At 69.8% G+C, this 20,195-nt stretch carries 15 protein-coding genes; 6 read left to right on the top strand and 9 right to left on the bottom strand.

The window, feature by feature from the left end; translation table 11 throughout:
- The first annotated feature begins 11 nt into the window (after positions 1–11).
- From leuC to N7640_RS22015, 3 genes are read left to right on the top strand one after another with little or no spacing between them, the layout of a single operon-like run.
- Positions 12–1,433: a 3-isopropylmalate dehydratase large subunit gene (gene leuC, locus N7640_RS22025; RefSeq protein ID WP_279902623.1), complete on the top strand. Its 1,422-nt coding sequence runs from the start codon at positions 12–14 to the stop codon at positions 1,431–1,433.
- A gap of 1 nt (position 1,434) precedes the next feature.
- Positions 1,435–2,043 carry a 3-isopropylmalate dehydratase small subunit gene (gene leuD / locus N7640_RS22020; protein WP_279902622.1) on the top strand — a complete coding sequence of 203 codons (609 nt, stop codon included), beginning with the start codon at positions 1,435–1,437 and terminating at the stop codon, positions 2,041–2,043.
- A 22-nt stretch (positions 2,044–2,065) separates the two neighbouring features.
- A complete protein-coding gene (locus N7640_RS22015; RefSeq protein ID WP_279902621.1) occupies positions 2,066–3,448 on the top strand; it encodes an MmgE/PrpD family protein in 1,383 nt (460 codons plus the stop codon).
- Between the two features lie 55 nt (positions 3,449–3,503).
- Here the strand turns inward: N7640_RS22015 and N7640_RS22010 are convergent, their stop codons facing one another.
- The 4 genes from N7640_RS22010 to N7640_RS21995 all read right to left on the bottom strand — a co-directional run bounded on the left by N7640_RS22010 (position 3,504) and on the right by N7640_RS21995 (position 8,097).
- On the bottom strand, positions 3,504–6,005 hold the full coding sequence (locus N7640_RS22010) for a TonB-dependent siderophore receptor (RefSeq protein ID WP_279902620.1): 2,502 nt from the start codon (positions 6,003–6,005) through the stop codon (positions 3,504–3,506).
- 100 nt (positions 6,006–6,105) lie between these two features.
- Positions 6,106–7,032, bottom strand: a complete 927-nt coding sequence (locus N7640_RS22005; protein WP_279902619.1) for a FecR domain-containing protein — start codon at positions 7,030–7,032, stop codon at positions 6,106–6,108.
- The gene (locus N7640_RS22000; RefSeq protein ID WP_279902618.1) at positions 7,025–7,558 is read right to left on the bottom strand and encodes an RNA polymerase sigma factor; all 534 of its coding nucleotides are present in this window, start codon (positions 7,556–7,558) and stop codon (positions 7,025–7,027) included. Before N7640_RS22000 ends, N7640_RS22005 begins: the two co-directional genes overlap by 8 nt.
- 86 nt (positions 7,559–7,644) lie before the next feature.
- Complete coding sequence (locus N7640_RS21995; protein WP_279902617.1) at positions 7,645–8,097, bottom strand: GNAT family N-acetyltransferase; 453 nt, start codon at positions 8,095–8,097, stop codon at positions 7,645–7,647.
- A gap of 444 nt (positions 8,098–8,541) precedes the next feature.
- Between N7640_RS21995 and N7640_RS21990 the strand changes: the two genes are divergently transcribed.
- The 3 genes from N7640_RS21990 (at position 8,542) to N7640_RS21980 (ending at position 13,018) form a co-directional block, all read left to right on the top strand.
- Positions 8,542–9,468, top strand: coding sequence for a sulfurtransferase (locus N7640_RS21990; RefSeq protein ID WP_279902616.1), 927 nt, complete (start codon positions 8,542–8,544; stop codon positions 9,466–9,468).
- 115 nt (positions 9,469–9,583) lie between these two features.
- Positions 9,584–10,768 carry a YeeE/YedE family protein gene (locus N7640_RS21985; protein WP_279902615.1) on the top strand — a complete coding sequence of 395 codons (1,185 nt, stop codon included), beginning with the start codon at positions 9,584–9,586 and terminating at the stop codon, positions 10,766–10,768.
- A 177-nt stretch (positions 10,769–10,945) separates the two neighbouring features.
- Entirely contained in the window at positions 10,946–13,018 is a 2,073-nt protein-coding gene (locus N7640_RS21980) for a TonB-dependent receptor (RefSeq protein ID WP_279902614.1), read from the top strand.
- Between the two features lie 21 nt (positions 13,019–13,039).
- On the opposite strand, the gene N7640_RS21975 is transcribed toward N7640_RS21980, so the two are convergent.
- The 5 genes from N7640_RS21975 to N7640_RS21955 form a co-directional block, all read right to left on the bottom strand.
- Positions 13,040–14,719 carry a diguanylate cyclase gene (locus tag N7640_RS21975; RefSeq protein WP_279902613.1) on the bottom strand — a complete coding sequence of 560 codons (1,680 nt, stop codon included), beginning with the start codon at positions 14,717–14,719 and terminating at the stop codon, positions 13,040–13,042.
- Positions 14,676–15,539, bottom strand: coding sequence for a hypothetical protein (locus tag N7640_RS21970; protein WP_279902612.1), 864 nt, complete (start codon positions 15,537–15,539; stop codon positions 14,676–14,678). The genes N7640_RS21975 and N7640_RS21970 overlap by 44 nt, the downstream gene beginning before the upstream one ends.
- A 94-nt stretch (positions 15,540–15,633) precedes the next feature.
- Positions 15,634–16,740: an alpha-hydroxy acid oxidase gene (locus N7640_RS21965; protein ID WP_279902611.1), complete on the bottom strand. Its 1,107-nt coding sequence runs from the start codon at positions 16,738–16,740 to the stop codon at positions 15,634–15,636.
- 19 nt (positions 16,741–16,759) lie between these two features.
- Complete coding sequence (locus N7640_RS21960; RefSeq protein WP_279902610.1) at positions 16,760–17,440, bottom strand: Fe2+-dependent dioxygenase; 681 nt, start codon at positions 17,438–17,440, stop codon at positions 16,760–16,762.
- A gap of 258 nt (positions 17,441–17,698) precedes the next feature.
- Positions 17,699–19,984: a TonB-dependent siderophore receptor gene (locus tag N7640_RS21955; RefSeq protein ID WP_279902609.1), complete on the bottom strand. Its 2,286-nt coding sequence runs from the start codon at positions 19,982–19,984 to the stop codon at positions 17,699–17,701.
- Positions 19,985–20,195: the final 211 nt, after the last annotated feature.

Genomic DNA, 20,195 nt, shown 5'->3' with positions numbered 1-20,195 from the left:
CGAGAACCCTCATGACCCGCCCCAGAACCCTCTACGAGAAGCACATCGACACCCACACCGTCTGCACCCTGGACGACCACGGCCACGTGCTGCTCTACATCGACCGCCAGGTGGCCAACGAGTACACCAGCCCGCAGGCCTTCAGCGGCCTGCGCGAGGCCGGGCGCCAGGTGTGGCGGCCGGGCGCCACGCTGTGCGTGGTCGACCACGTCAACCCCACCGCGCCCGAGCGCATCGCCGCCATGCCCGACGCCGGCGGCGCGCGCCAGGTCGCCTACTTCGAGCAGAACTGCCACGACTTCGGCCTGGAGCTGTTCGGCGTGCTGGACCGGCGCCAGGGCATCGAGCACGTGGTGGCGCCCGAGCAGGGCTTCATCCTGCCGGGCATGGTGGTGGCCGCCGGCGACAGCCACACCACCACCTACGGCGCGCTGGGCGCCTTCGGCTTCGGCATCGGCACCTCGGAGATCGAGCACCTGCTGGCCACCCAGACCCTGGTCTACAAGAAACTGCGCGGCATGCGCGTGACGGTGCGCGGCGAGCTCGGCCCGGGGCTCGCCTCCAAGGACATCATCATGGCGCTGATCCGCCGCATCGGCGCCGCCGGCGCCACCGGCTACGCCATCGAGTTCTGCGGCCCGACCATCGACGCGCTCAGCGTCGAGGCGCGCATGACCATCTGCAACATGGCGGTCGAGGCCGGTGCCCGGGGCGCCTTCATGGCGCCGGACGACAAGGTCTTCGCCTACCTCAAGGACAAGCCCCGGGCGCCGCGCGGCGCATTGTGGGAGCGCGCCGTCGAGCGCTGGCGCGAACTGCGCAGCGACCCGGACGCCCGCTACGAGGTCGAGGTGGAGCTGGACGCCGCCGCGCTGGAGCCGATGGTGACCTGGGGCACCAGCCCCGACCAGGCCGCGCCCATCGGCGGCCGGGTGCCGGACCCGGCGGGGGAGGCCGACCCGATCCGCCGCCAGGACCTGCAGCGCGCCTTGCGCTACATGGGCCTGGAGCCTGGCGAGCGGCTGGCCGGCATCCGCATCAGCCACGCCTTCATCGGCTCCTGCACCAACGCGCGCATCGAGGACCTGCGCGACGCGGCGCAGGTGGTGCGCGGGCGCTGGGTGGCCGCGCATGTGCGCGCGATGATCGTGCCCGGCTCCACCCTGGTGCGCGAGCAGGCCGAGGCCGAAGGCCTGGCCCGGGTGTTCCGCGAGGCCGGCTTTGAGTGGCGGCAGTCCGGCTGCTCCATGTGCCTGGCGATGAACGATGACGTGCTGGCCCCCGGCGACCGCTGCGCCTCCAGCACCAACCGCAACTTCGAGGGTCGCCAGGGTGCCGGCGCGCGCACCCACCTGATGAGCCCTGCCATGGTCGCCGCCGCCGCCGTCAGCGGTCACCTGGCCGATGTTCGCCACCTGCTCCCGGAGGCCTGAGATGCAGCCGTTCACCACCGTCAGCGGCATCGCCGCGCCCCTGCTCGCGGCCAACGTCGACACCGACGTGATCATGCCCAAGCAGTTCCTCAAGGGCATCGACCGCAGCGGCCTGGACCGCGGCCTGTTCTTCGACCTGCGCTTCCTCGCGGACGGCGCGCCGAACCCCGCGTTCGTCCTCAACCAGGCGCCCTGGGACCGGGCCTGCTTCTTGGTGGTAGGGCCGAACTTCGGCTGCGGCTCCAGCCGCGAGCACGCGGTGTGGGGCCTCAAGCAGCTGGGTTTTCGCGCGCTGATCGGCACCAGCTTCGCCGGCATCTTCTTCGACAACTGCCAGCGCAACGGCGTGCTGCTGATCCAGCTGGCGGAGGCCGAGCTGCAGCGCGTCGGCCGCGCCGCGAGCGATCCGGCCGGCGCCGCGATCAGCGTCGACCTGCAGGCCCAGCGGATCGACCTGAGCGACGGCACGAGCGTGCCCTTCGACATCGACCCGCTGCGCAAGCAGGCCCTGCTGCTGGGCCTGGACGCCATCGGCAGCACCCTGCGGCGTACCGAGCAGATCCGCGCCTTCGAGGCCGCGCACCTGCACGCCAATCCCTGGCTCGTCTGAGCCGCAACGACGGAGATTCCCCATGTCCGAAGCGACACTCGCGCGGCGCATCGCCCGCTACGCCTGCGGCCTTTCCTTCGCCGACCTGCCCGAGCCGGTGGTCGCCTGCGTGCGCCGGCGCTTCGTCGACAGCCTGGCCTGCATCCTCGGCGCTTACGGCGCGCGCCCGGTGGAGGCTGCCATCGCCGTGGCCGCGCAGGCGCCGCAGCCGGCGTCCACGGTGTTCGGCACCGACCTGCGCACCACGCCGGAACTGGCCGCCTTCGCCAACGGCGCCATGGTCCGCTACCTGGACTACAACGACGGCTACATGGGCCGCGAGCCCGGCCACCCGAGCGACAGCATTCCCGCCTGCCTGGCGCTGGCGGAAGCGGAGGGCGCGAGCGGCGGCGAGCTGGTCACCGCCATCGTCGTCGCCTACGAGATCCAGATGCGCCTGCAAGACGCCGCCAGCCTGAACAAGCGCGGCTGGGACCACGTCAACTACATCAACGTGGCGATGGCCGCCGCCGCCTCGCGCCTGATGCAGCTGGACGAGGCGCGCACCGAGCAGGCGATCAACATCGCCCTCGGCGCGCACCTGGCGCTGCGCCAGGTGCGCTCGGGCACCCTGTCCGACTGGAAGGGCTGCTCGGCGGCCAACGCCGCGCGCAATGCCCTGTTCGCCGCCAGCCTGGCGCGCCACGGCATGACCGGGCCGGCGCCGGTGTTCGAAGGGGAGATGGGCTTCTTCAGGCAGGTGACGGGCACGTTCGAGCTGGACGTCGAGGCATTCGGCAACCGGCAGAACGGCGACTTCGCCATCCTCCGCTCGCTGACCAAGACCTTCCCCACCAACGGCGAGCTGCACACCGCGGTGTGGGCGGCCATCGACCTGCGCGGGCGGATCGCCGACCTCGACGCCATCGCCGCCATTCGCATCGAGACCTCGGAGTTCAACCGCCGGGTGCTGGCCGACGCCGAGAAGTGGCGGCCCACGACCCGCGAGACGGCCGACCACAGCCTGCCCTACAACGTGGCCCGCGCCCTGCTGGACGGCGACATCACCCTCGATTCCTACAGCGCCGAGCGCATCGCCGACCCGCGCGCCATCGCCCTGATGGATATCACCACGGTGGACGAGGACCCGGCGCTGACCCGGTTGTTCCCCGGGCATCTGGCGAACCGGGTCCGGGTGACGCTGGCCGATGGCGAAGAACTCGCCAGCGAGGTGATCGACGGCCCCGGCTCGCTGCTGAGGCCCATGGGCGACGAGGACTTCGAGCGCAAGTTCCGGCGCATGGCGGCGGCGCACATCGACCGCCCCGCCCAGGACGCCGCGCTGGCGTTCGTCGCCGCCCTGGAATCGCGCACGGACTACCGGCCGCTGTTCGCCGCCATGCGCCCGCGCGCCAACCCCGTGTGATCCGTAAGGTGCGCCGCGCGCACCGCACGATCGGTACACGAGGCCGCGACAGGGTTCAGAAGCTGCCGCGCAAGGTGAGCATGTAGTTGCGCGGTGCCCCGTACCAGTTGCCCCTGGCGCTGCTGTTGACCGTCTGGTAGTAGGTCTTGTCCAGCAGGTTGTTGCCGTTCAGCGCCGCCGTCCAGTGCTCGTCGATGCGGTACTCGACCAGGGCGTTCCACACCGCGTAGCCGGGCTGGGTGTAGTCGTAGCTGTTGGTGCTGGGGCTCAGCGAACCGTCGCCGAGGCGACGCTGGACATTGCCGCTGACGTAGTTGCGGCTCTGGATCGTGGCGCCCAGCCCCAGCTTCCAGTCGTCCAGCCCGCCCGGCAGCTGGTAGGTGGTGAAGAACTTGAACAGGTGCTTGGGCGTCTGCGTGCTGATCGGCTTGCCGACCGCCGTGTCGTCGCCGACCTTGCGCTGTTCGTTGATGTTGAAGGTGTAGCCGGCGGTGAGCTGCCAGCCCGGTGCCAGCTCGCCGGAAATCTCGGTGTCCAGGCCCTTGCTGACGATTTCCCCGCCCGCGACGTAGCAGCAGTTGTTCGACGAGGAACCCTCGTAGTACAGCTGGATCGCGTTGTTCTCCTGCTGGGTGTAGTAGAGCGCCGAAGACAGGTTCAGACGGCCGCCGAACAGTTCGCCCTTGGCGCCCACCTCGTAGGTGTCGCCGGTGATGGCCTCCAGGGGCGCGAAGGCGCGATCCAGGAATTCGGTCTGGGGTTTGTAGATCTGCGCGTAGCTCGTGTACAGCGACCAGGCCGGATTCAGCTCGTAGACGATGCCGCCATAGGGCGTGAGGATGCCGCTCTCGCGCCCGCCGTTCTTGCGGTCGGTGCCGAACGCCGGCACCAGTACGCTCACCGTGTTGGCGAAGTCCGAGTAGCGTGCGCCGACGATCAGCTTCAGCGGGTCGGCGAGGTGCAGGCGCAGGGTCGAGTACGCGCCGCTCTTGCGGATGTTCCAGTCGGGGTTCTCGTAGTACAGCGGCGGCCTGGCCGGCTTCGGCAGCGCGCCGATGTCGGTGGTGAAGATGTCGACGGGCACCGCCGACTCCCAGTCGCTGTGATCGGAATAGCTGCGCTTGATATCGGAGTAGTCCACGCCGAACAGCAGTTCGTGGCTCCGGCCGAATGCCGCGAAGGCGCCCTGCAGGTTGGCGTCGAACAGGTCCTGGTCGTTGGTGTAGCCGCGGATGAAGCGCTGGAAGTTGGTGCCGGCGAGGTCATCGGGACTGATCGGCTGCTCGATCTGCCCGAGGTCCTGTTCGGTGTCGTAGCGACCCCGGGTGAAGCTGGCGTTGATCTTCCAGTCGTCACCGAGGCGATGGTCGGCCTTCAGGAACGCCTCGGTCTTCCTGTAGTTGTTGCTGGACCAGTCCGCCGAGAGCTTGGTGCTGCGCGACAGGCCCAGCGGATCGCCGGTGGTGAAGCGCGGCAGACCGTTTTCCCAGTAGCCATCCATGTCGCGCCATTCATGGGTGCCGCCCACGCTGACCTGGGTGTCCGGTGTCAGGTCCGCCTCCAGCACGCCGTACAGCACGTGCTTCTCGCTGTCCGCGCCGTCGTAGAAATAGCGCTTGTCCTCGTGCGAGGCGGCCAGCCGGCCGCGCAATGCGCCGTCGAAACCCAGCGGGCCGGTGACGTCGACCTCGGTGCGGTAGTTGTCCCAGCTGCCGGCCGAGGTGGCGAACTTCAGCTGCGTCTCCGCCAGGGCGCGCTTGCGCACCAGGTTGATCGCGCCGGCGGGTTCGCCGGTACCGCCGAACAGGCCGTCGGAGCCGCGCAGCACCTGGATGTGGTCGTAGGCGGTGGTGTCGGCCAGGGTGTCGTAGGTCTGCTCGCGGTAGGCCGGTGCGCCGCCGTCGACTTGGATGTTGGTGAGGTTGAAGCCGCGGGAGAGGATCATGGTGTTGGCGTCGTTGCCGCCGACCAGGGTGATGCCGGTGGTCTGGTCGAGCACCTGGGCCAGGCTGGTCAGGCCCTGGTCTTCCATGCGCTGGCGGGTGATCACCGAGACCGACTGGGGTGTCTCGCGCAGGCTGCGCGGCGCCTTGCCGCCCACGGTCACGGCGCCGGTGGTGTAGGAGCCGGTGTGCTCGGTCAGGCCACCGAGCGAGGCGGTGCCGGTCACGCTGGTGGTGGACAGCTCCAGCGCGCCCGGATCGTCGGGCAGGCGCTTGAGGATGAGCGCGCGCGGCCCGCTGAAATCGAAGCCGAGGCCCGTGCCGGCGAGCAGCTGGGCCGCCGCCTGAGCCGGCTGGAACTCGCCCTGCACGCCTTGCGATTGCACACCCCGGGCCAGCTCGGCGGCGTAGCCGACTTCCCAGCCGGTCTGCGCGCTGAACTGGTTGAGGGCGCTGGCCAGCGCCTGCGGCGCGATGTCGAAGCGCTGCACGGCATCGTGCCGGGTGGCGGTTTCGGTGGCGGCTGGCGCGGCGACGGACTGGCCGCTACCGAGGCTGACGGCGAGCGCCAGCGCACTGCAGCCGAAGACGGTTCTGAGAGCGAATACCTGCATGGGAGCCTCTGGGCTGGGAATGATATGCAACTGCGAACGCCTTGACGGGTTGGCCGGAGCGAACCCGTAAAACTTTTTCGCGACCGCGTTGCAGCTCCGTTCAGCGGAGGATCAGTACCCCGCCCGGCAGGCGGGTCAGGTCGGCGCCGCAGATGCGCGCCAGGGCGGCGATCACCCCGTCGGGGTCGTCCAGCCGGTAGTTGCCGCTCACCTGGCGCCGGCCGACGTCGCCCAGCAGCAGGACGGGCGCCCGGCGCTGGCGGCGCAGTTCGTCCAGCACCTCGGCCAGCGGCCGGTCCTGGAAGATCAGCCGGCCCTCGACCCAGCCGTTGCGTTCGGCACCGCCCTCGGTGTGCTTGGCGTCGAGGCGGCCGTCATGCAGGCGCTGCCAGTTGCCGGCGGCCAGCAGGCTGGTGTCGTGGCCCGCGCCGCTGAGCAGCACCCGGCCCTCGTCCACGGCCACGGTGACATCGTCGTCGCGCAGGCTGACGCCGAAGCGCGTGCCGACCACTTCCACCCGCGCCCGCTCGGCCTGGATGCGCAGGGGCCGCCGGCTGTCGTGGAAGGCCTCGACGTAGAGATCGCCACGCAGCAGACGGATGCTGCGCTGGCCATCGTCGATACGGGTGCTGATGGCGCTGTTGGCACCCAGCAGCACGTGCGAGCCGTCGGCCAGGGTGATGCGCTGGCGCTCGCCCGCGCCGGTCAGGTGATCGGCCTGCCAGCGCAGCGGCAGGTCGCCCAGCCAGCCGCCGAGGGCGAGCAGCACCACGGCGGCGCTGGCCAGCGCCGGCCAGCGGCTGCGGGCGGGGGCGGTCGGCAGGTCGAGTTCCAGCGCCTGCAGCGCCCGTTCGAAGTCGCTGGAGCCCCATAGGCCGGCCACCCGCTCGTAGGCGCGGGCGTGCCCGGGGCTGGCCGCCAGCCAGGCCTCGAAGCGTTGTTGCTGAGGGGGCGGCAGGGGGCCGTCCAGGCTGCGGGTGAACCAGTCCAGGGCCTCTTCTTCGGCGCGGGCGTCGTGCTCAGTCATCGCTGCGCCCCCAGTCGGTTCCCTTGAGGCAGGCTGCCAGGGCAAGACGAAGATCCTTTTCCACGGTGCTCAGAGATACATCCAGTCGCTTGGCGATTTCGCCCTGGGTCAGCCCATGCAGGCGGTGGAGCAGGAGTATACGCTGCTGCCGCTGCGGCAGGCCGACCAGCACCTGCTGCAGGCGCTGCCACTGCTGCTGGCCGAGGGCGTGGGATTCCGGCCCCGGCAGGGGCGTGGGCACCGCGGCGACCTGCGCGGTGTCGTCCGGCGGACATTCGTAGCGGCGCCTGCTGCGCTGGCTGCGCAGGTGGTCGAAGGCCAGGTGCTGGGCGGTCTGGTAGAGGAAGGCGCGCAGGTGCCGGATTTCCCGGCCGGGCAGTGCCTGGGCGACCTTGAGGTAGGCTTCCTGGGCCAGGTCCTCGGCCAGGCTGGCGCAGCCGACCACCCGGGCGAGCATGCGCACGAGGACCGTGCGCTGGTCGATGAACAGCTCATCCAGCTCCTTCTTGTCCGCGTCCGCCACCATCCCGTGCCCCCGAATCAAAGCGCGCGCATGCTAGCAGTAAACAAGAATCTCTCGCATTCGAATTTTGCCGGACCGCCGCGCACGGATCATCGCGGGAGCGGGCGCGTCTTCTCGTAGCGCACGTCGCGCTCGTCCACCCGGCAGGCGAACGTCCAGCCCTGGCGCAGGTAGAAGCCGTTGGCGCGGATGTGCTCGTGGCCGTCGGTGACCAGCCAGATCCGGTCGTGGTGCCGGAACAGTGCCCGCTCCGCCTCGTCCATCAGCAGGCGGCCGAGGCCGCGGCCCTCGAACGGCGGGCGGACGAACAGGGCGAACACTTCCCCGGCCTCGGCATCGACCATGGCGAAGCCCGCGGCCACGCCGTCCAGCTCCGCGATCCAGGCGCAGGGGCCGCTGCGCACGGCCTCCGCCAGGGCGGCGGCGGTGATGCCCAGTTCGGCCAGCTGCTCCATCGACAGATGGTTCTGGGTGACGCTGGTGCGGATGTCGAACAGGGTGTCGATGTCGGCCTCGGTGGCCGGTCTCAGCGTTGCGCTCATTTGTTTCTCCATGTGTGCGGCGGGGCCCCTCTGGCTGGCGGCGTCGGATGAACGCTCAGGGGCCGGCCTCAGCGGCCGTGCGGCTCGGGCACGAATCCTCCCCGGCGTGGCGCCGGGCGTGAAATGAACCCTATCCGGCGTTCATAAGCTAGTTCCTAAAGATTATTGGAACTGGTTTTTTTATATCTCCTAGCTTTGCCTTCACCGGATCACCGGACTCTCCGTTCAACCCTGAAGCCGCCCGTGATCCGGCCCGCCATGATGGCCGACACGTGCTCACGAGGTCTGCCATGCCCACACGCTTCGAGTCCTCTATGGCCGCGCTCGCCTCGCGGCCTGGACCGGCCGCCCGCCAGATGACCTGGCACTCCTGAAGGGTTCGCACGACACCGACGACGCAAGGCGGAGCGCCTTGTTCGATCCATTTCTACGAGGGACTTTGCAATGAAGCTGAAAACCCTGATCGGCGCCGGCGTGCTGGCGCTGGGCGCGTTGTGGCAGGCCGCCGCGAGCGCCGCCGCGAGCGATGTGCTGGTCACCACCGACTGGCTGGAGAAGCACCTCGACGACCCGAAGGTGCGGGTGATCGAGGTCAGCGTGGTGCCCGGCGTCTACGAGCGCGGGCACATTCCCGGCGCGGTGAACTTCGCCTGGCACAGCGACCTGGTCGACCCGGTGCGCCGCGACATCGCCAGCCAGGAGAACTTCCAGGCGCTGCTGCGCAAGGCGGGCGTCTCCACGGACACCACCACGGTGCTGTACGGCGACAACAACAACTGGTTCGCCGCCTGGGGCGCCTGGGTGTTCGACGTGTACGGCGTGGAGAACGTCAAGCTGCTGGACGGCGGCCGGGTCAAGTGGGAGGCCGAGAAGCGCCCGCTGGACAACCGGGTCAAGACCCCAGCGGCCGGCGACGTGGTGGTGAAGGCGGCGAACAAGGACCTGCGCGCCTTCCTGCCGGATGTGCTGGCGGCGGCGGAGAAGCGCAGCGATGTGCAGCTGGTGGACATCCGCTCGGCCGACGAATACAGCGGCAAGGTCTTCGCGCCCCAGGGCGTGCAGGAGCTGGCCGTGCGCGCCGGCCACGTGCCGGGCGCGGTCAACGTGCCCTGGGGCCAGGCGGTGGCCGCCGACGGCACCTTCAAGTCCGCCGAGGAGCTGAAGAAGGTCTACGGCGCGGTGGGCATCGACGGCAGCAAGCCGATCATCACCTACTGCCGCATCGGCGAGCGCTCCAGCCACACCTGGTTCGCGCTGAAGAAGATCCTCGGCTACGACGTGCGCAACTACGACGGCTCCTGGACCGAGTACGGCAACGCCGTCGGCGTGCCGGTGGTCAACCTGGCCGGCACCGTCTGGGGCGGCAAGTAACCACGCCCGGGTGGGCGTCCCCGGACGCCCACCGTAGGGTGCGCCGCGCGCACCGAATGTTCCTGATCTGATCAGCCAGTCATCGCACCCTCTTATTTCCTGCCGGAATTCCCCCATGTCCACCACCTCCGCGCCTTCGCCCGCGCCCCTCGCCCTGGCGGTATCGTTGGCCGTGCTGGTACTCCTGATTACAGGCGTCTGGCGGCTGTCCGGCCCGGACAGCGAGAGCCAGGCGCTGGGCCTGTCGCTGCTGGGCGGCGCGCTGTTCGGCCTGCTGCTGCAGCGTTCGCGTTTCTGCTTCTTCTGCGTCACCCGCGACTTCCTCGAACAGCGCAGGCCGGACGGGCTTCTCGGCGTGCTCGCCGCGCTGGCCGTCGGCAGCCTGGGCTACCACGCCGTGTTCGGCGCCTTCCTGCCCGATCCGCTGGGCGGGCGCCTGCCGCCGGACGCCCACGTCGGGCCGCTGAGCTGGGTGCTGGCGCTGGCCGCCACCCTGTTCGGCATCGGCATGGCGATTTCCGGCTCCTGCATCAGCGCCCACCTCTACCGCCTGGGGGAGGGCGCGTTCGCCTCGCTGCTGGCGCTGGTCGGCGCGCTGATTGGTTTCGCCCTCGGCTTCATGGCCTGGAATCCGCTGTACCTGGCGAGCATCCAGTCCGCCCCCGTGGTCTGGCTGCCCGCCTGGCAGGGCTACGGGGTTTCCCTGCTGCTGCAGCTGGCGGCGCTCGGCGGCCTGGCCGTCTGGCTGCTGCGCCACCGCCAGCCGTCGGAGCCGGCGCGGCCGGTGGTACGCGGCCTGCGCCAGCTGCTGTTCGGCCAACGCTGGCCGACCTGGGTGGGCGGCGTGCTGATCGGCTTCCTGGGCACGCTGGCCTACCTGCGGGTGGCGCCCCTCGGCGTCACGGCGGAGCTGGGCAGCCTGGCGCGCACCGCCGCCGATGGCCTGGGCCTGCTGCCGGCGCGCATGGAGGGGCTGGACGGATTCGCCGGCTGCGCCACGGTGGTCAAGCAGGCCCTGCTGTCGAACAACGGCCTGTTCATCCTCGGCCTGGTGGCGGCGTCCTGGGCCAGCGCGCTGGTGGCCGGGGACTTCCAACCCCGTCGCCCGACCGCCAACGAGCTGCTGCGCAACCTGGCGGGCGGCGTGCTGCTCGGCCTGGGCAGCATGCTGGCGCTGGGCTGCACCGTCGGCACGCTGCTGTCCGGGGTGATGGCCGGGGCGCTGTCGGGCTGGCTGTTCGGCCTGTTCTGCCTGCTCGGCATCTGGCTCGGGCTGGTGCTCAGGCGCGCCTGGCCCTAGGCGCTGTACGAAAAGTGCCTGCGCTCGGTGATGCTTCGTTAAAAACGGGTTCGCCTGACCTTCGCTCGACGACTTCTCGTACAGACCCTAAGACTCGGTAAAACAGTACCTTCGACCAGTGGTCCCGGGCGCCCCGATGTGGTGGCATAGGCCCGCGCTCGTAGGGGTACCGCAACCATGACAAGAACGACTCCACTGCTCGGCCTGATGTTCGGCCTGGGCTGCCTGCCGGCCACGGCCGCCGACACGGTGCTGAGCCTGCCCAGCCAGGTGATTCTCGGCAGCTCCAGCGACAGCGAGGACCTGCGCCAGCCGCTGGCCCGCACCACCCTGGTCGGCGCCGAACTGCAGCCGCAGAGCCTCGGCGCCAACCTGTCGGAGCCGCTGCAGCGGGTGCCCGGCCTGCTCGCCCTGAATCGGCAGAACTACGCCCAGGACCTGCAGATTTCCTCCCGTGGCTTCGGCGCCCGGGCCGGCTTCGGCGTGCGCGGCGTGCGCCTGGTGCAGGACGGCATCCCGCTGACCATGCCCGACGGCCAGGGCCAGCCGGCGCTGTTCGACCTCGACGGGCTGGACCGCCTCGACGTGCTGCGCGGTCCGCTCAGCAGCCTCTACGGCAACGCCTCCGGCGGCATCATCCAGGGCTTCAGCGCCAGCCCGGCGGCCGAGCCGACCCTGAACAGCCGCAGCGCCGTGGGCAGCGACGGGCTGTGGCGCTCGCGCCTGCGCTACGGGCAGCGCTACGACGCGCTCGACATCAGCGCCAACATCGCCCGCCTGGAAACCGACGGCTACCGCGACCACAGCGAGACCCGCCGCGACAGCGGCAACCTGCGCCTGGGCTGGGAGATCGATGCGGACTCCAGCCTGACCCTGCTGTTCAACCACCTGGACCAGCCGCAGACCCAGGACCCGCTCGGCCTGACCGACGCCCAGTGGCGCGACGACCCGCGCCAGGCGGTGCCCGTTTCGAGCACCTTCGACACGCGCAAGAGCGTGCGCCACGACCAGCTCGGCATGAACTACCAGCGGCAGCTGAACGACAGCGACAAGCTCACGGTGATGGCCTACGGCGGCCAGCGCTACGTGCAGCAGTACCAGGCCTTCTCCGGCGCCGATGCCTTCGCCGCCGGCGGCGTGGTGGAGCTGGAGCGCGACTTCGGCGGCGGCGAGCTGGGCTGGACCCGGGAGACGCAGGCCTTCGGCCTGCCCGTGGAGCTGGCCGCCGGTCTGGTCTACGACTACCAGGGCGAGCGCCGCCGGGGCTTCGTCAACCAGCGCGGGCACAAGGGCCAGCTGAAGCGCGACGAGTTCAACGCGGTCGACAGCCAGGAGGCCTACCTGATCAGCACCTGGCAGCTGGCGGAGGACTGGAGCCTGACCGCCGGCCTGCGCCACAGCCGCATCCACTTCGATTCCGAGGACGACTTCCTCGCCGACGGCCGCGACGACAGTGGCTCGGTCCGCTACCGGCGCAGCAACCCCGCGCTGGGCCTGAGCTGGCGCTGGACCCCGGAGCTGAGCCTGTACGCCGCGCTCGGCCAGGGCTTCGAGACACCGACCTTCCAGGAGCTGGCCTACCGCCCGCAGAGCAGCGGGCTCAACCTGGGGCTGAAGCCGAGCCTGTCGCGCAACGCCGAGGTCGGCATGAAATGGCGCCACGCCTCGGGCCGGGCCGACCTGGCGCTGTTCGAGAGCCGGGTGCGTAACGAGATCGTCCCCGGCGAGAGCCAGGTGGGCACCGACCGCAACACCTACGCCAACGCCGGCCGCTCCCAGCGGCGCGGCCTGGAGCTGGCGCTGGAGCAGGAGCTGGGCATGGGCTTTCGCGCCTACCTGGCGTACACCTACCTGCAGGCGCGCTTCGACAGCTACCGGGGCGCCGACGGCAGCGACCTGGCGGGCAACGACTTGCCCGGCGTGCCGCGCCACAGCGGCTACGCCGAGCTGGCCTGGAACCCGCTGGACAGCGGCTTTTCCACCGCTCTGGAGGCGCAGGGCATGAGCCGCCGCTTCGCCGACGACAGGAACAACGCCGAGGCGCCCGGCTACGTGGCATTCAACTGGCGCGCCAGCTACCGCTACAACCTGCATGGCCTGGAGCTGGAGCCCTTCGTCCGGGTGGACAACCTGGGCGATCGCGCCTACGTCGGCTCGCTGATCGTCAATGCCTCGGGCGGCCGCTACTACGAGCCGGCGCCGGGGCGGCAGTGGCTGACGGGGCTCGCCCTGGAGTACCGCTGGCACTGACCGCGCAGCGCGTCGCGGCAATCAGCCCTCCACCGGCTGCAGTGCGCGCCAGGCCACCCGGTTGCGGCCGTGGTGCTTGGCCCGGTAGAGCTCCTCGTCGGCGAGGTTGAGCAGCTCGGACGGGTCGCAGCGGTCGCTGCCGCAGATGCTGATCGCGCCGATGCTCACGGTCAGCACCTTGCTGGTCTCCGACCGGCTGTGGGGGATGCTCAGACCGATCACCGCCTGGCGCAGCTTCTCCAGCAGCGGGCCGGGGTCCTCGCAGCCGGGCAACAGCAGCACGAACTCCTCGCCGCCGTAGCGCGCCGCCAGGTCGTAGGGGCGCCGGGTCGACTCCTGCAGCGCCCGGGCAACGGCCACCAGCGCCTCGTCGCCGGCGGCGTGGCCGTAGTGGTCGTTGAACGGCTTGAAGAAGTCCACGTCGAGCAGCGCCAGGCTGAGGGCGCTCTTGTCCCGGCTGGCCTTGCGGCAGGCGGTGAGCAGGGCTTCGTCCAGAGTCCGCCGGTTGGCGATGCCGGTCAGGCCGTCGAGCCGGGCCAGGCGTTCGAGGGTGCGCTCGGCGTCGCGGCGCACGGTGATGTCGTGCAGAGTCAGCACCGCGCCCTGGTTGGGGTCGTCCACGTCCATCGACTTGAGCTGGATGGTGAACCAGCGGGTGCTGCCGTCCTTCTTCACCAGTTCCGCGTCGCCGATATAGGTGCCGCCACACAGCAGCACCGGGATGAAGAAGGTCGCTTCCTGCTCGAAGGCGTGCTGGCTGGGGAACAGCAGGCGGGTGGAGCGCCCCGTCAGCTCGCGGTTGGCGTAGCCGAACATCTGCTCGAAGCTGGTGTTGCAGCGCAGGATGGTGCGGTCGCGGATGAAGGCGATGCCAGTCAGGGAGTTGTCGAAGATCGCCTGCTGTTCGAGCAGCGCCTGGTCGAGGAAGCGCGTGCGCCGCTGCACCTCGTCCTCCAGCTGCTCGCGCAGCTCGACTTCCTTGCGATGGTATTCCTCGAGACGGTCCTGGGCCTGTTCCAGGGTGGAGGCCAGGGTGCTCAGCTCGTCGCCGGCCTGGCGTTCGCCGGGTGTCATCAGTTGCAGGGGCGCGCCGGGGCCGGGGCGATAGGCGCGCAGCAGGGTGTTGAGGCGGGTCAGCCGGCGGCTCACCAGATGGTGGACGAGCAGCAGCAGCGCCACCGACAGCACCAGGGTCTTGAAGCCCTGGGTGAGGGCGACCACCAGCCCGCGGTCGAGGGTGCGCTGGTAGATCAGCGCCATGTCCGGCAGCACGCGCAGGTGGCCGAGCTGCACGGTGCGCGGGCCGACGTCGAATGCCAGTGGGTAGGTCATCACGTCCCGGTTGCCGTCGACGCGCTGCCCGAGCGCCACCCGCACTTCCTCGTTGCGGCCGTAGAGCACCTCGGCCCCGGCCACCCAGGGCGAACCCGTCAGCCCGCTCAACTGCGCCTCCACCAGCGGCCGGTCGAAGTTCCAGGCCGCCGCCGCCAGCCCCTGGCTCTGGCTCTGGCCGACGAAGCTCAGGTGCTCCTCGAGGTCGGCCATGTCGCGCTTGTAGTCGAGGTACAGCTGCACCGAGATCGCCAGCAGGGCATTGGCCGCGCTGATGATCAGCACCCAGGCGAGCAGCCGCCTGGCCAGGGACCGCCGGGGCGCCTCAGCGCCCGTCGAAGGGGTGCTGTTCGAGGAGGGCTCGTTCATAGTGTTCTCGGTCTTCGCGGGCGGTGAACTCGATCACCTTGTCTGTCCAGGGCGGACGCGGGCCGGCCAGCCGCAGCTGCTGGTCGATGTCGCGGATCACCCGTTCTCCCCAGGCGCCGCGCGCGCAGGCGACGTGGCCGAGCATGAAGGGCGGGTCCTCGGTGAGGGTGAGTCCCTGCACGGCCACGTCCTGGCCGTCCGGTTGCTGGCGGCGATACCAGCCGAGTTCGACCGGGTAGGCGAACAGGTAGTCGATCCAGCCGGCGGTGAGCTGCTGGAAGGGCGCGTTGAACTTGACCCCGGCCTTGAGCACGTGGGGCTGCGGCCCCAGCTCCTCCAGCGCCGCGCTGATGGCGGGGGAGTAGCCACGGCGCTCGCTGATCGCCGTCACCAGCTGGTCGTCGCGCAGCAGCCGGCGCACGTCGATCCGGCCCTGCGGGTCCAGGTAGGGGCGCAGGCGGGGCAGGCGATCCTGGCGCACCAGCACCTGCTGCGAGGTGAGGAACACCACCGGCCGGCTGAACAGCATGGAGCGCTCGCGGCCGGGCATCTTCAGGGTGGTGGGGTGGCAGACCGGCTCGCCGCGCTCCATCAGGGCGTAGGTGCGGGCGAAGCTGGCCACCTCGAACTGGTGCTGGTACTGCGGCAGGTGCGCCTGCAGGTAGCGCAGCATGTCGTCGTGGATGCCCTGCCCGGGCAGTTCCGGGCCGACCTCGGTGAACGGCGGGAAGTCGTTGATCAGCCAGCGCAGCCGCTCGCCCTCGGCGTTGGCGCCGCTGGCCAGCAACAACAGGCAGCATCCCAGAACTGGCAGCTTCACCGCGCCGACTCCCGAATAGAGGCACATAGCCACTAAAGTAAAGCAGGAGTTCGGCCGCCAGCCACAGTCGGCGCGGCTTATTGAGAGAAAGGCCTCAGTGCGAGGGCGAGCGGATCACCTGCGGCCCGATGGCGGCCAGGTCGCGGCAGCCGGTCAGGGCCATGGCCACTTCCAGCTCGGCGCGCAGGATCTGCAGCACGTGGGCCACCCCCGTGGCGCCGGCGGCGGCCAGGGCGAACACGTAGGGCCGGCCCACCAGCACGGCGTCGGCGCCTAGGGCCAGCGCCTTGAGCACGTCGCTGCCGCGGCGGATGCCGCCGTCCAGCAGCAGCGGTATCCGTCCCTGGATCGCGGCGGCCACTTCCGGCAGCGCGTCGATGGTCGCCGGCAGGCCGTCGAGGGTGCGCCCGCCGTGGTTGGACACGACCAGCCCGTCCACGCCCGCCGCCAGCGCCCGTTCGGCATCGGGGCCGCTGGTGATGCCCTTGAGCAGGATCGGCAGGCGGGTCAGGCCGCGCAGCCAGGCCAGGTCTTCCCAGGTCGGCGCCGCCGCCAGCAACGGCCCGCCGAGCAGCAGGCCGCCGCCGGCCGGCGCGCCGCCCTGCAGTGGCCGCATACCGCGCAGGTTGACCGCCTCGATGCCCTCGGGCAGGGCGAAGCCGGCGCGCTGCTCGCGGTTGCGCATACCGCTGACCGGCGCGTCCACGGTCAGTACCAGAGCCTGGTAGCCGGCCGCCTCGACACGCCGCACCAGCGCGGCGGTGAAGTCGCGGTCGGCCTGGATGTAGAGCTGGAACCACAGCGGCGTCTGCGCCTGTTCGGCGATCGCCTCCAGCTCGACGCTGGCCTGGGTGCTGACCACCATGCCGGCGCCGAAGGCCGAGGCGCCCACCACGCTGGCCAGCTCGCCATCGGGGTGGGCCAGCTTCTGGTAGGCCACCGGAGCGAGGAAGATCGGGTGGGCGAAGTCCTGGCCGAACAGGCGCAGGCGGGTGTTGCCGCCGGACAGGTCGGCCAGCACCTGGCCGCGCAGACGCAGGCGCTCGAAGGCGGCGCGGTTATCGGCCAGGGTCAGTTCGTCGGTCGCGCCGCCGGCGATGTAGGCCCAGGCCTGCTCGCTCATGCGCTCGCGGGCGAAGGGCTCGTAGTCGGCCACCGCGGCGATGCTCGGCGGGATCTGTTGCAGCTTGGGCAGGGGCATGTCGGCTCTCCGCGTGCGCTCAGGTGTGCGACCACTGGCGCAGCAGGTTGTGGTAGACGCCGGTCAGGCGGATCAGCTCGGGGCTGTCCGGCAGTTGCCGGCGCAGGGCCTGGATGCTGTCGTCCAGCTCCAGCAGCACGGCGCGCTGGCTGTCCTCGCGCACCAGACTCTGCACCCAGAAGAAGGCGGCCAGGCGCGCGCCGCGGGTGACCGGCTCGACCCGGTGCAGGCTGCCGCTGGGGTAGAGCGCCAGGTGCCCGGCCGGCAGCTTGGCGCGCTGGCTGCCGAAGCCGCTCTCGACCACCAGCTCGCCGCCGTCGTATTCGTCCGGATCGCTGAAGAACAGGGTGGCGGAGAGGTCGGCGCGAATCCGGTGCGGGGTGCCCGGCACGCTGAATATGGCGCTGTCGATGTGGTTGCCGTAGGTGCCGCCGTCCGCGTAGCGGTTGAAGCGCGGCGGCATCACCTTGAGCGGCAGCGCGGTGGCGATGAAGCGCGGGTTCTGCCCCAGCTGGGCGAGGATGAAGTCGCCCAGCTGCTGGGTCAGCGGGTCGTCCTGGCTCAGTTGCTGGTTGGCCTTGGCGCTGGCCGCCATCTGCCCGGCGGTCTGCCGGCCGTCCTGCCAGTCGGCCCGCTCCAGGGCGGCGCGGCACTGGCGCAGCTGCTCGGGCGTCAGTAGATCGGGAATGTCCAGCATCATGGGCGAAGGTCTCCGGGGCAGGCGGCTCGGGTGATTCTAGAGAGGCCGGCGGCACTATGACAGACGCCGTGGCGCTTCCGTGGTGAAGCAAGAGGCTATGTCCCCGTTACGAGGGAGCGGCTGGGCGGCATTCCGATTGGCCGCGAATTTCGCGGACGAATCCGCTCCCACAAGGCATGCAACAACCAACGGGGACATGGCCAAGCAAAACGCCCCGACCGCTTGCGCGGCCGGGGCGTGGTTACCTGGCTCGACCGATCAGAAGTGGAAGTCGGCGCTGAGCAGGTAGGTACGCGGGTTGCCCAGGAACACGCGGGAGCCGTTCCAGTTGGAAGAGCTGGCGTATTCCTCGTCGGTGATGTTCTCGACGTTCAGGCGTAGGTCGAGGTTCTCGTTGACCGCGTAGGAGGCCATGGCGTTGAAGATGGTGTAGCTGGGCAGCTTGCCGTAGCGACCGTTGGGGATGATGCGGTTGGCGTTGTCCGGGCGGCCCAGGTAGGAGGCGTCGCTGTGCTGCAGGCCGCCGCCCAGGGTCAGGCCGACCGGCAGGCGATAGGTGGTCCACAGGTTGGCGGTCATCTTCGGCGAGAAGGCCAGTTCGTCGCCGTTGGTACGCAGCGCGGTGTCGTAGTCGGCCGGGTTGGCGCGGCGACGCACGTCATCCAGGTAGGCGCTGTGCTTGCGCTCGCTGTCCATGAACACGATGCCGCCGTACACGTCCCAGGCGTCGGTGATCCTGCCGGTGGCGCCCAGCTCCAGGCCCTTGACGATCTGCTTGCCGTGGCCCTTCAGGCTGTCGGCGGTCTCGCCCTCGTCGCGGCCGGTGATCGGCACATCGCGCTTCTCGCTGTAGAACAGCGCGGCGGTGGTGCTCAGGCGGTTGTCGAAGAAGTCCCACTTGGTGCCCAGCTCGTAGCCGACGATCTTGACCGGGTCGGCGCCCTCGACGAAGCCGGGGAAGGCGTTGTCGCCGGTGCGCGAGATGTCCGAGTCGGACAGGTAGGAGCCCGGCGGTGTGGTGGAGACGCCTGCGGCGGCGTAGATGCTGCCGTTCTGCGCCGGCTTGTAGACCAGGCCGACCTTGCCGCCGACGGTGAATTCGGTGTCGTCGTGGCCGTCGATCGAGCCGGCCGAGGCGCCGTCGGCGGTCTCGCTGTCGATGCGTACCCGGTAGTTTTCCAGGCGCATGCCGGCGGTCATCTGCCACTGCTCGTTGAACTCGACCGTGTCGTAGACGTAGAGCGCCGCGGTGTCGATCCTGACGTCGTTGGTCTGGGTGGCCGCCGGGCTGAACGCCCCGCTGCGGTCGTAGACCGGATCGAACAGGTCGGTGGTGCTGTTGCGGGTGCCGTAGCGGTTGGCCTCGGACTCCTCGCGGGTCAGCTCCAGGCCGGTGGCCAGGGTGTGCTTGACCGAGCCGGCGTGGAAGGTGGCGGAGAGGTTGGTCAGGTTGGTCAGGCTGGTGTTGGTGCGGTCGTAGAACTGGGTCTGGGTGGCGACCGAGCGCGGAGCGGTGAAGCCGGTCGGCACGGTGAAGCGCGCCTGGCGGTCGACCCGCGCCCAGCGGGTCTGGTTGCTCAGGGTGACGCCGTCGGACAGGTCGTGCTCGAAGCGTGCCAGCAGGGAGTCGACGGTGGTGTCGTCGTAGTCCGACTTCAGCCCGTAGAAGTTGTCGCGGTCGGCACCGGAAGTCGCCGAGCTGTAGGGCTGGCTGCCCTTCATGCCATGCACCATGGCGGCCGGCACGCCGAAGTCCGGACGGTCGTTCTGCTCCACGTGCTCGTAGGCGAAGATCGCGCGGGTCTCGGTGCCCAGGCCGAAGGCCAGCGACGGCGCGATGCCCCAGCTGTTCTCCTCGGCATGCTCGCGACCGGCCACGCCGCTGTCTTCCAGCATCAGGTTGAGGCGCACGGCGGTGCTGTCGTTGAGCACCTGGTTGGTGTCCAGAGTGGTGCGCTTGCGCGCCTCGGAATCGTAGTCGTCGAAGCCGTAGCTGACGCTGCCGTTGATGAACTCGCTCAGCCCCGGGGTCTTGGTCGCCATGTTGATGTAGCCGCCGGCGCCGCCACGGCCGTTGTCGGCCGCCGGGCCCTTGACCACTTCCACCTGCTCGATGTTGAACACGTCACGGCTGTAGCTGCCGGAGTCGCGGGAACCGTCGACGAAGATGTTGCCGCTGGTATCGAAGCCGCGCAGGCTGAAGTTGTTGGAGTTGGTGGAGAAGCCGTTCTCGCCGGCCTCGAAGCTGATGCCGGGGGTGTTGCGCAGCACGTCGGTCAGGTTGCGCGCGCCCTGCTCGCGATAGAGGCGCTCGGGGATCACGTTGATCGTCTGCGGAGTGTTCAGCAGAGGCGCGGTCTGCTTCGGCGAGGACGCCTTGTCGACCTTGTAGCCCCGGTCCTGCTGCCCGTGGATGGTGATGTCGCCCAGTTCCACCGCCTGCTCCTGCGCCATGGCGAATTCCGACGCCAGGGCAAGGCCGATGGCCGAGGCCAGCAGGCGACGCTGTGGAAGGGCTGCACGCTTATTATCGTAGTTGCTCACGAGAATCACTCCTGATTGAGACAGGGCGCGATAGTAGTTGAGATTCACTCTCGATCAACATTTACGAATCATTTACAGGGAACTTGTTTGTAACAAAATGGTCCAAGCGCGCCTTTTCGGTCGGGTGGATCTGCCGGCCTAGAGCCCGTGGGGCCTGTTCAAGGCGGGGACACATCTAACCGAATGCTCAAGTTCTTGTTTCGAGCGGGGA

The sequence above is a fragment of the Pseudomonas sp. GD04015 genome, assembly GCF_029837675.1.
GTDB lineage: Bacteria > Pseudomonadota > Gammaproteobacteria > Pseudomonadales > Pseudomonadaceae > Aquipseudomonas > Aquipseudomonas paralcaligenes.
The sequence above is the reverse complement of the archived record's forward strand: the minus strand, read 5'-3'. Positions and strand labels throughout refer to the sequence as shown.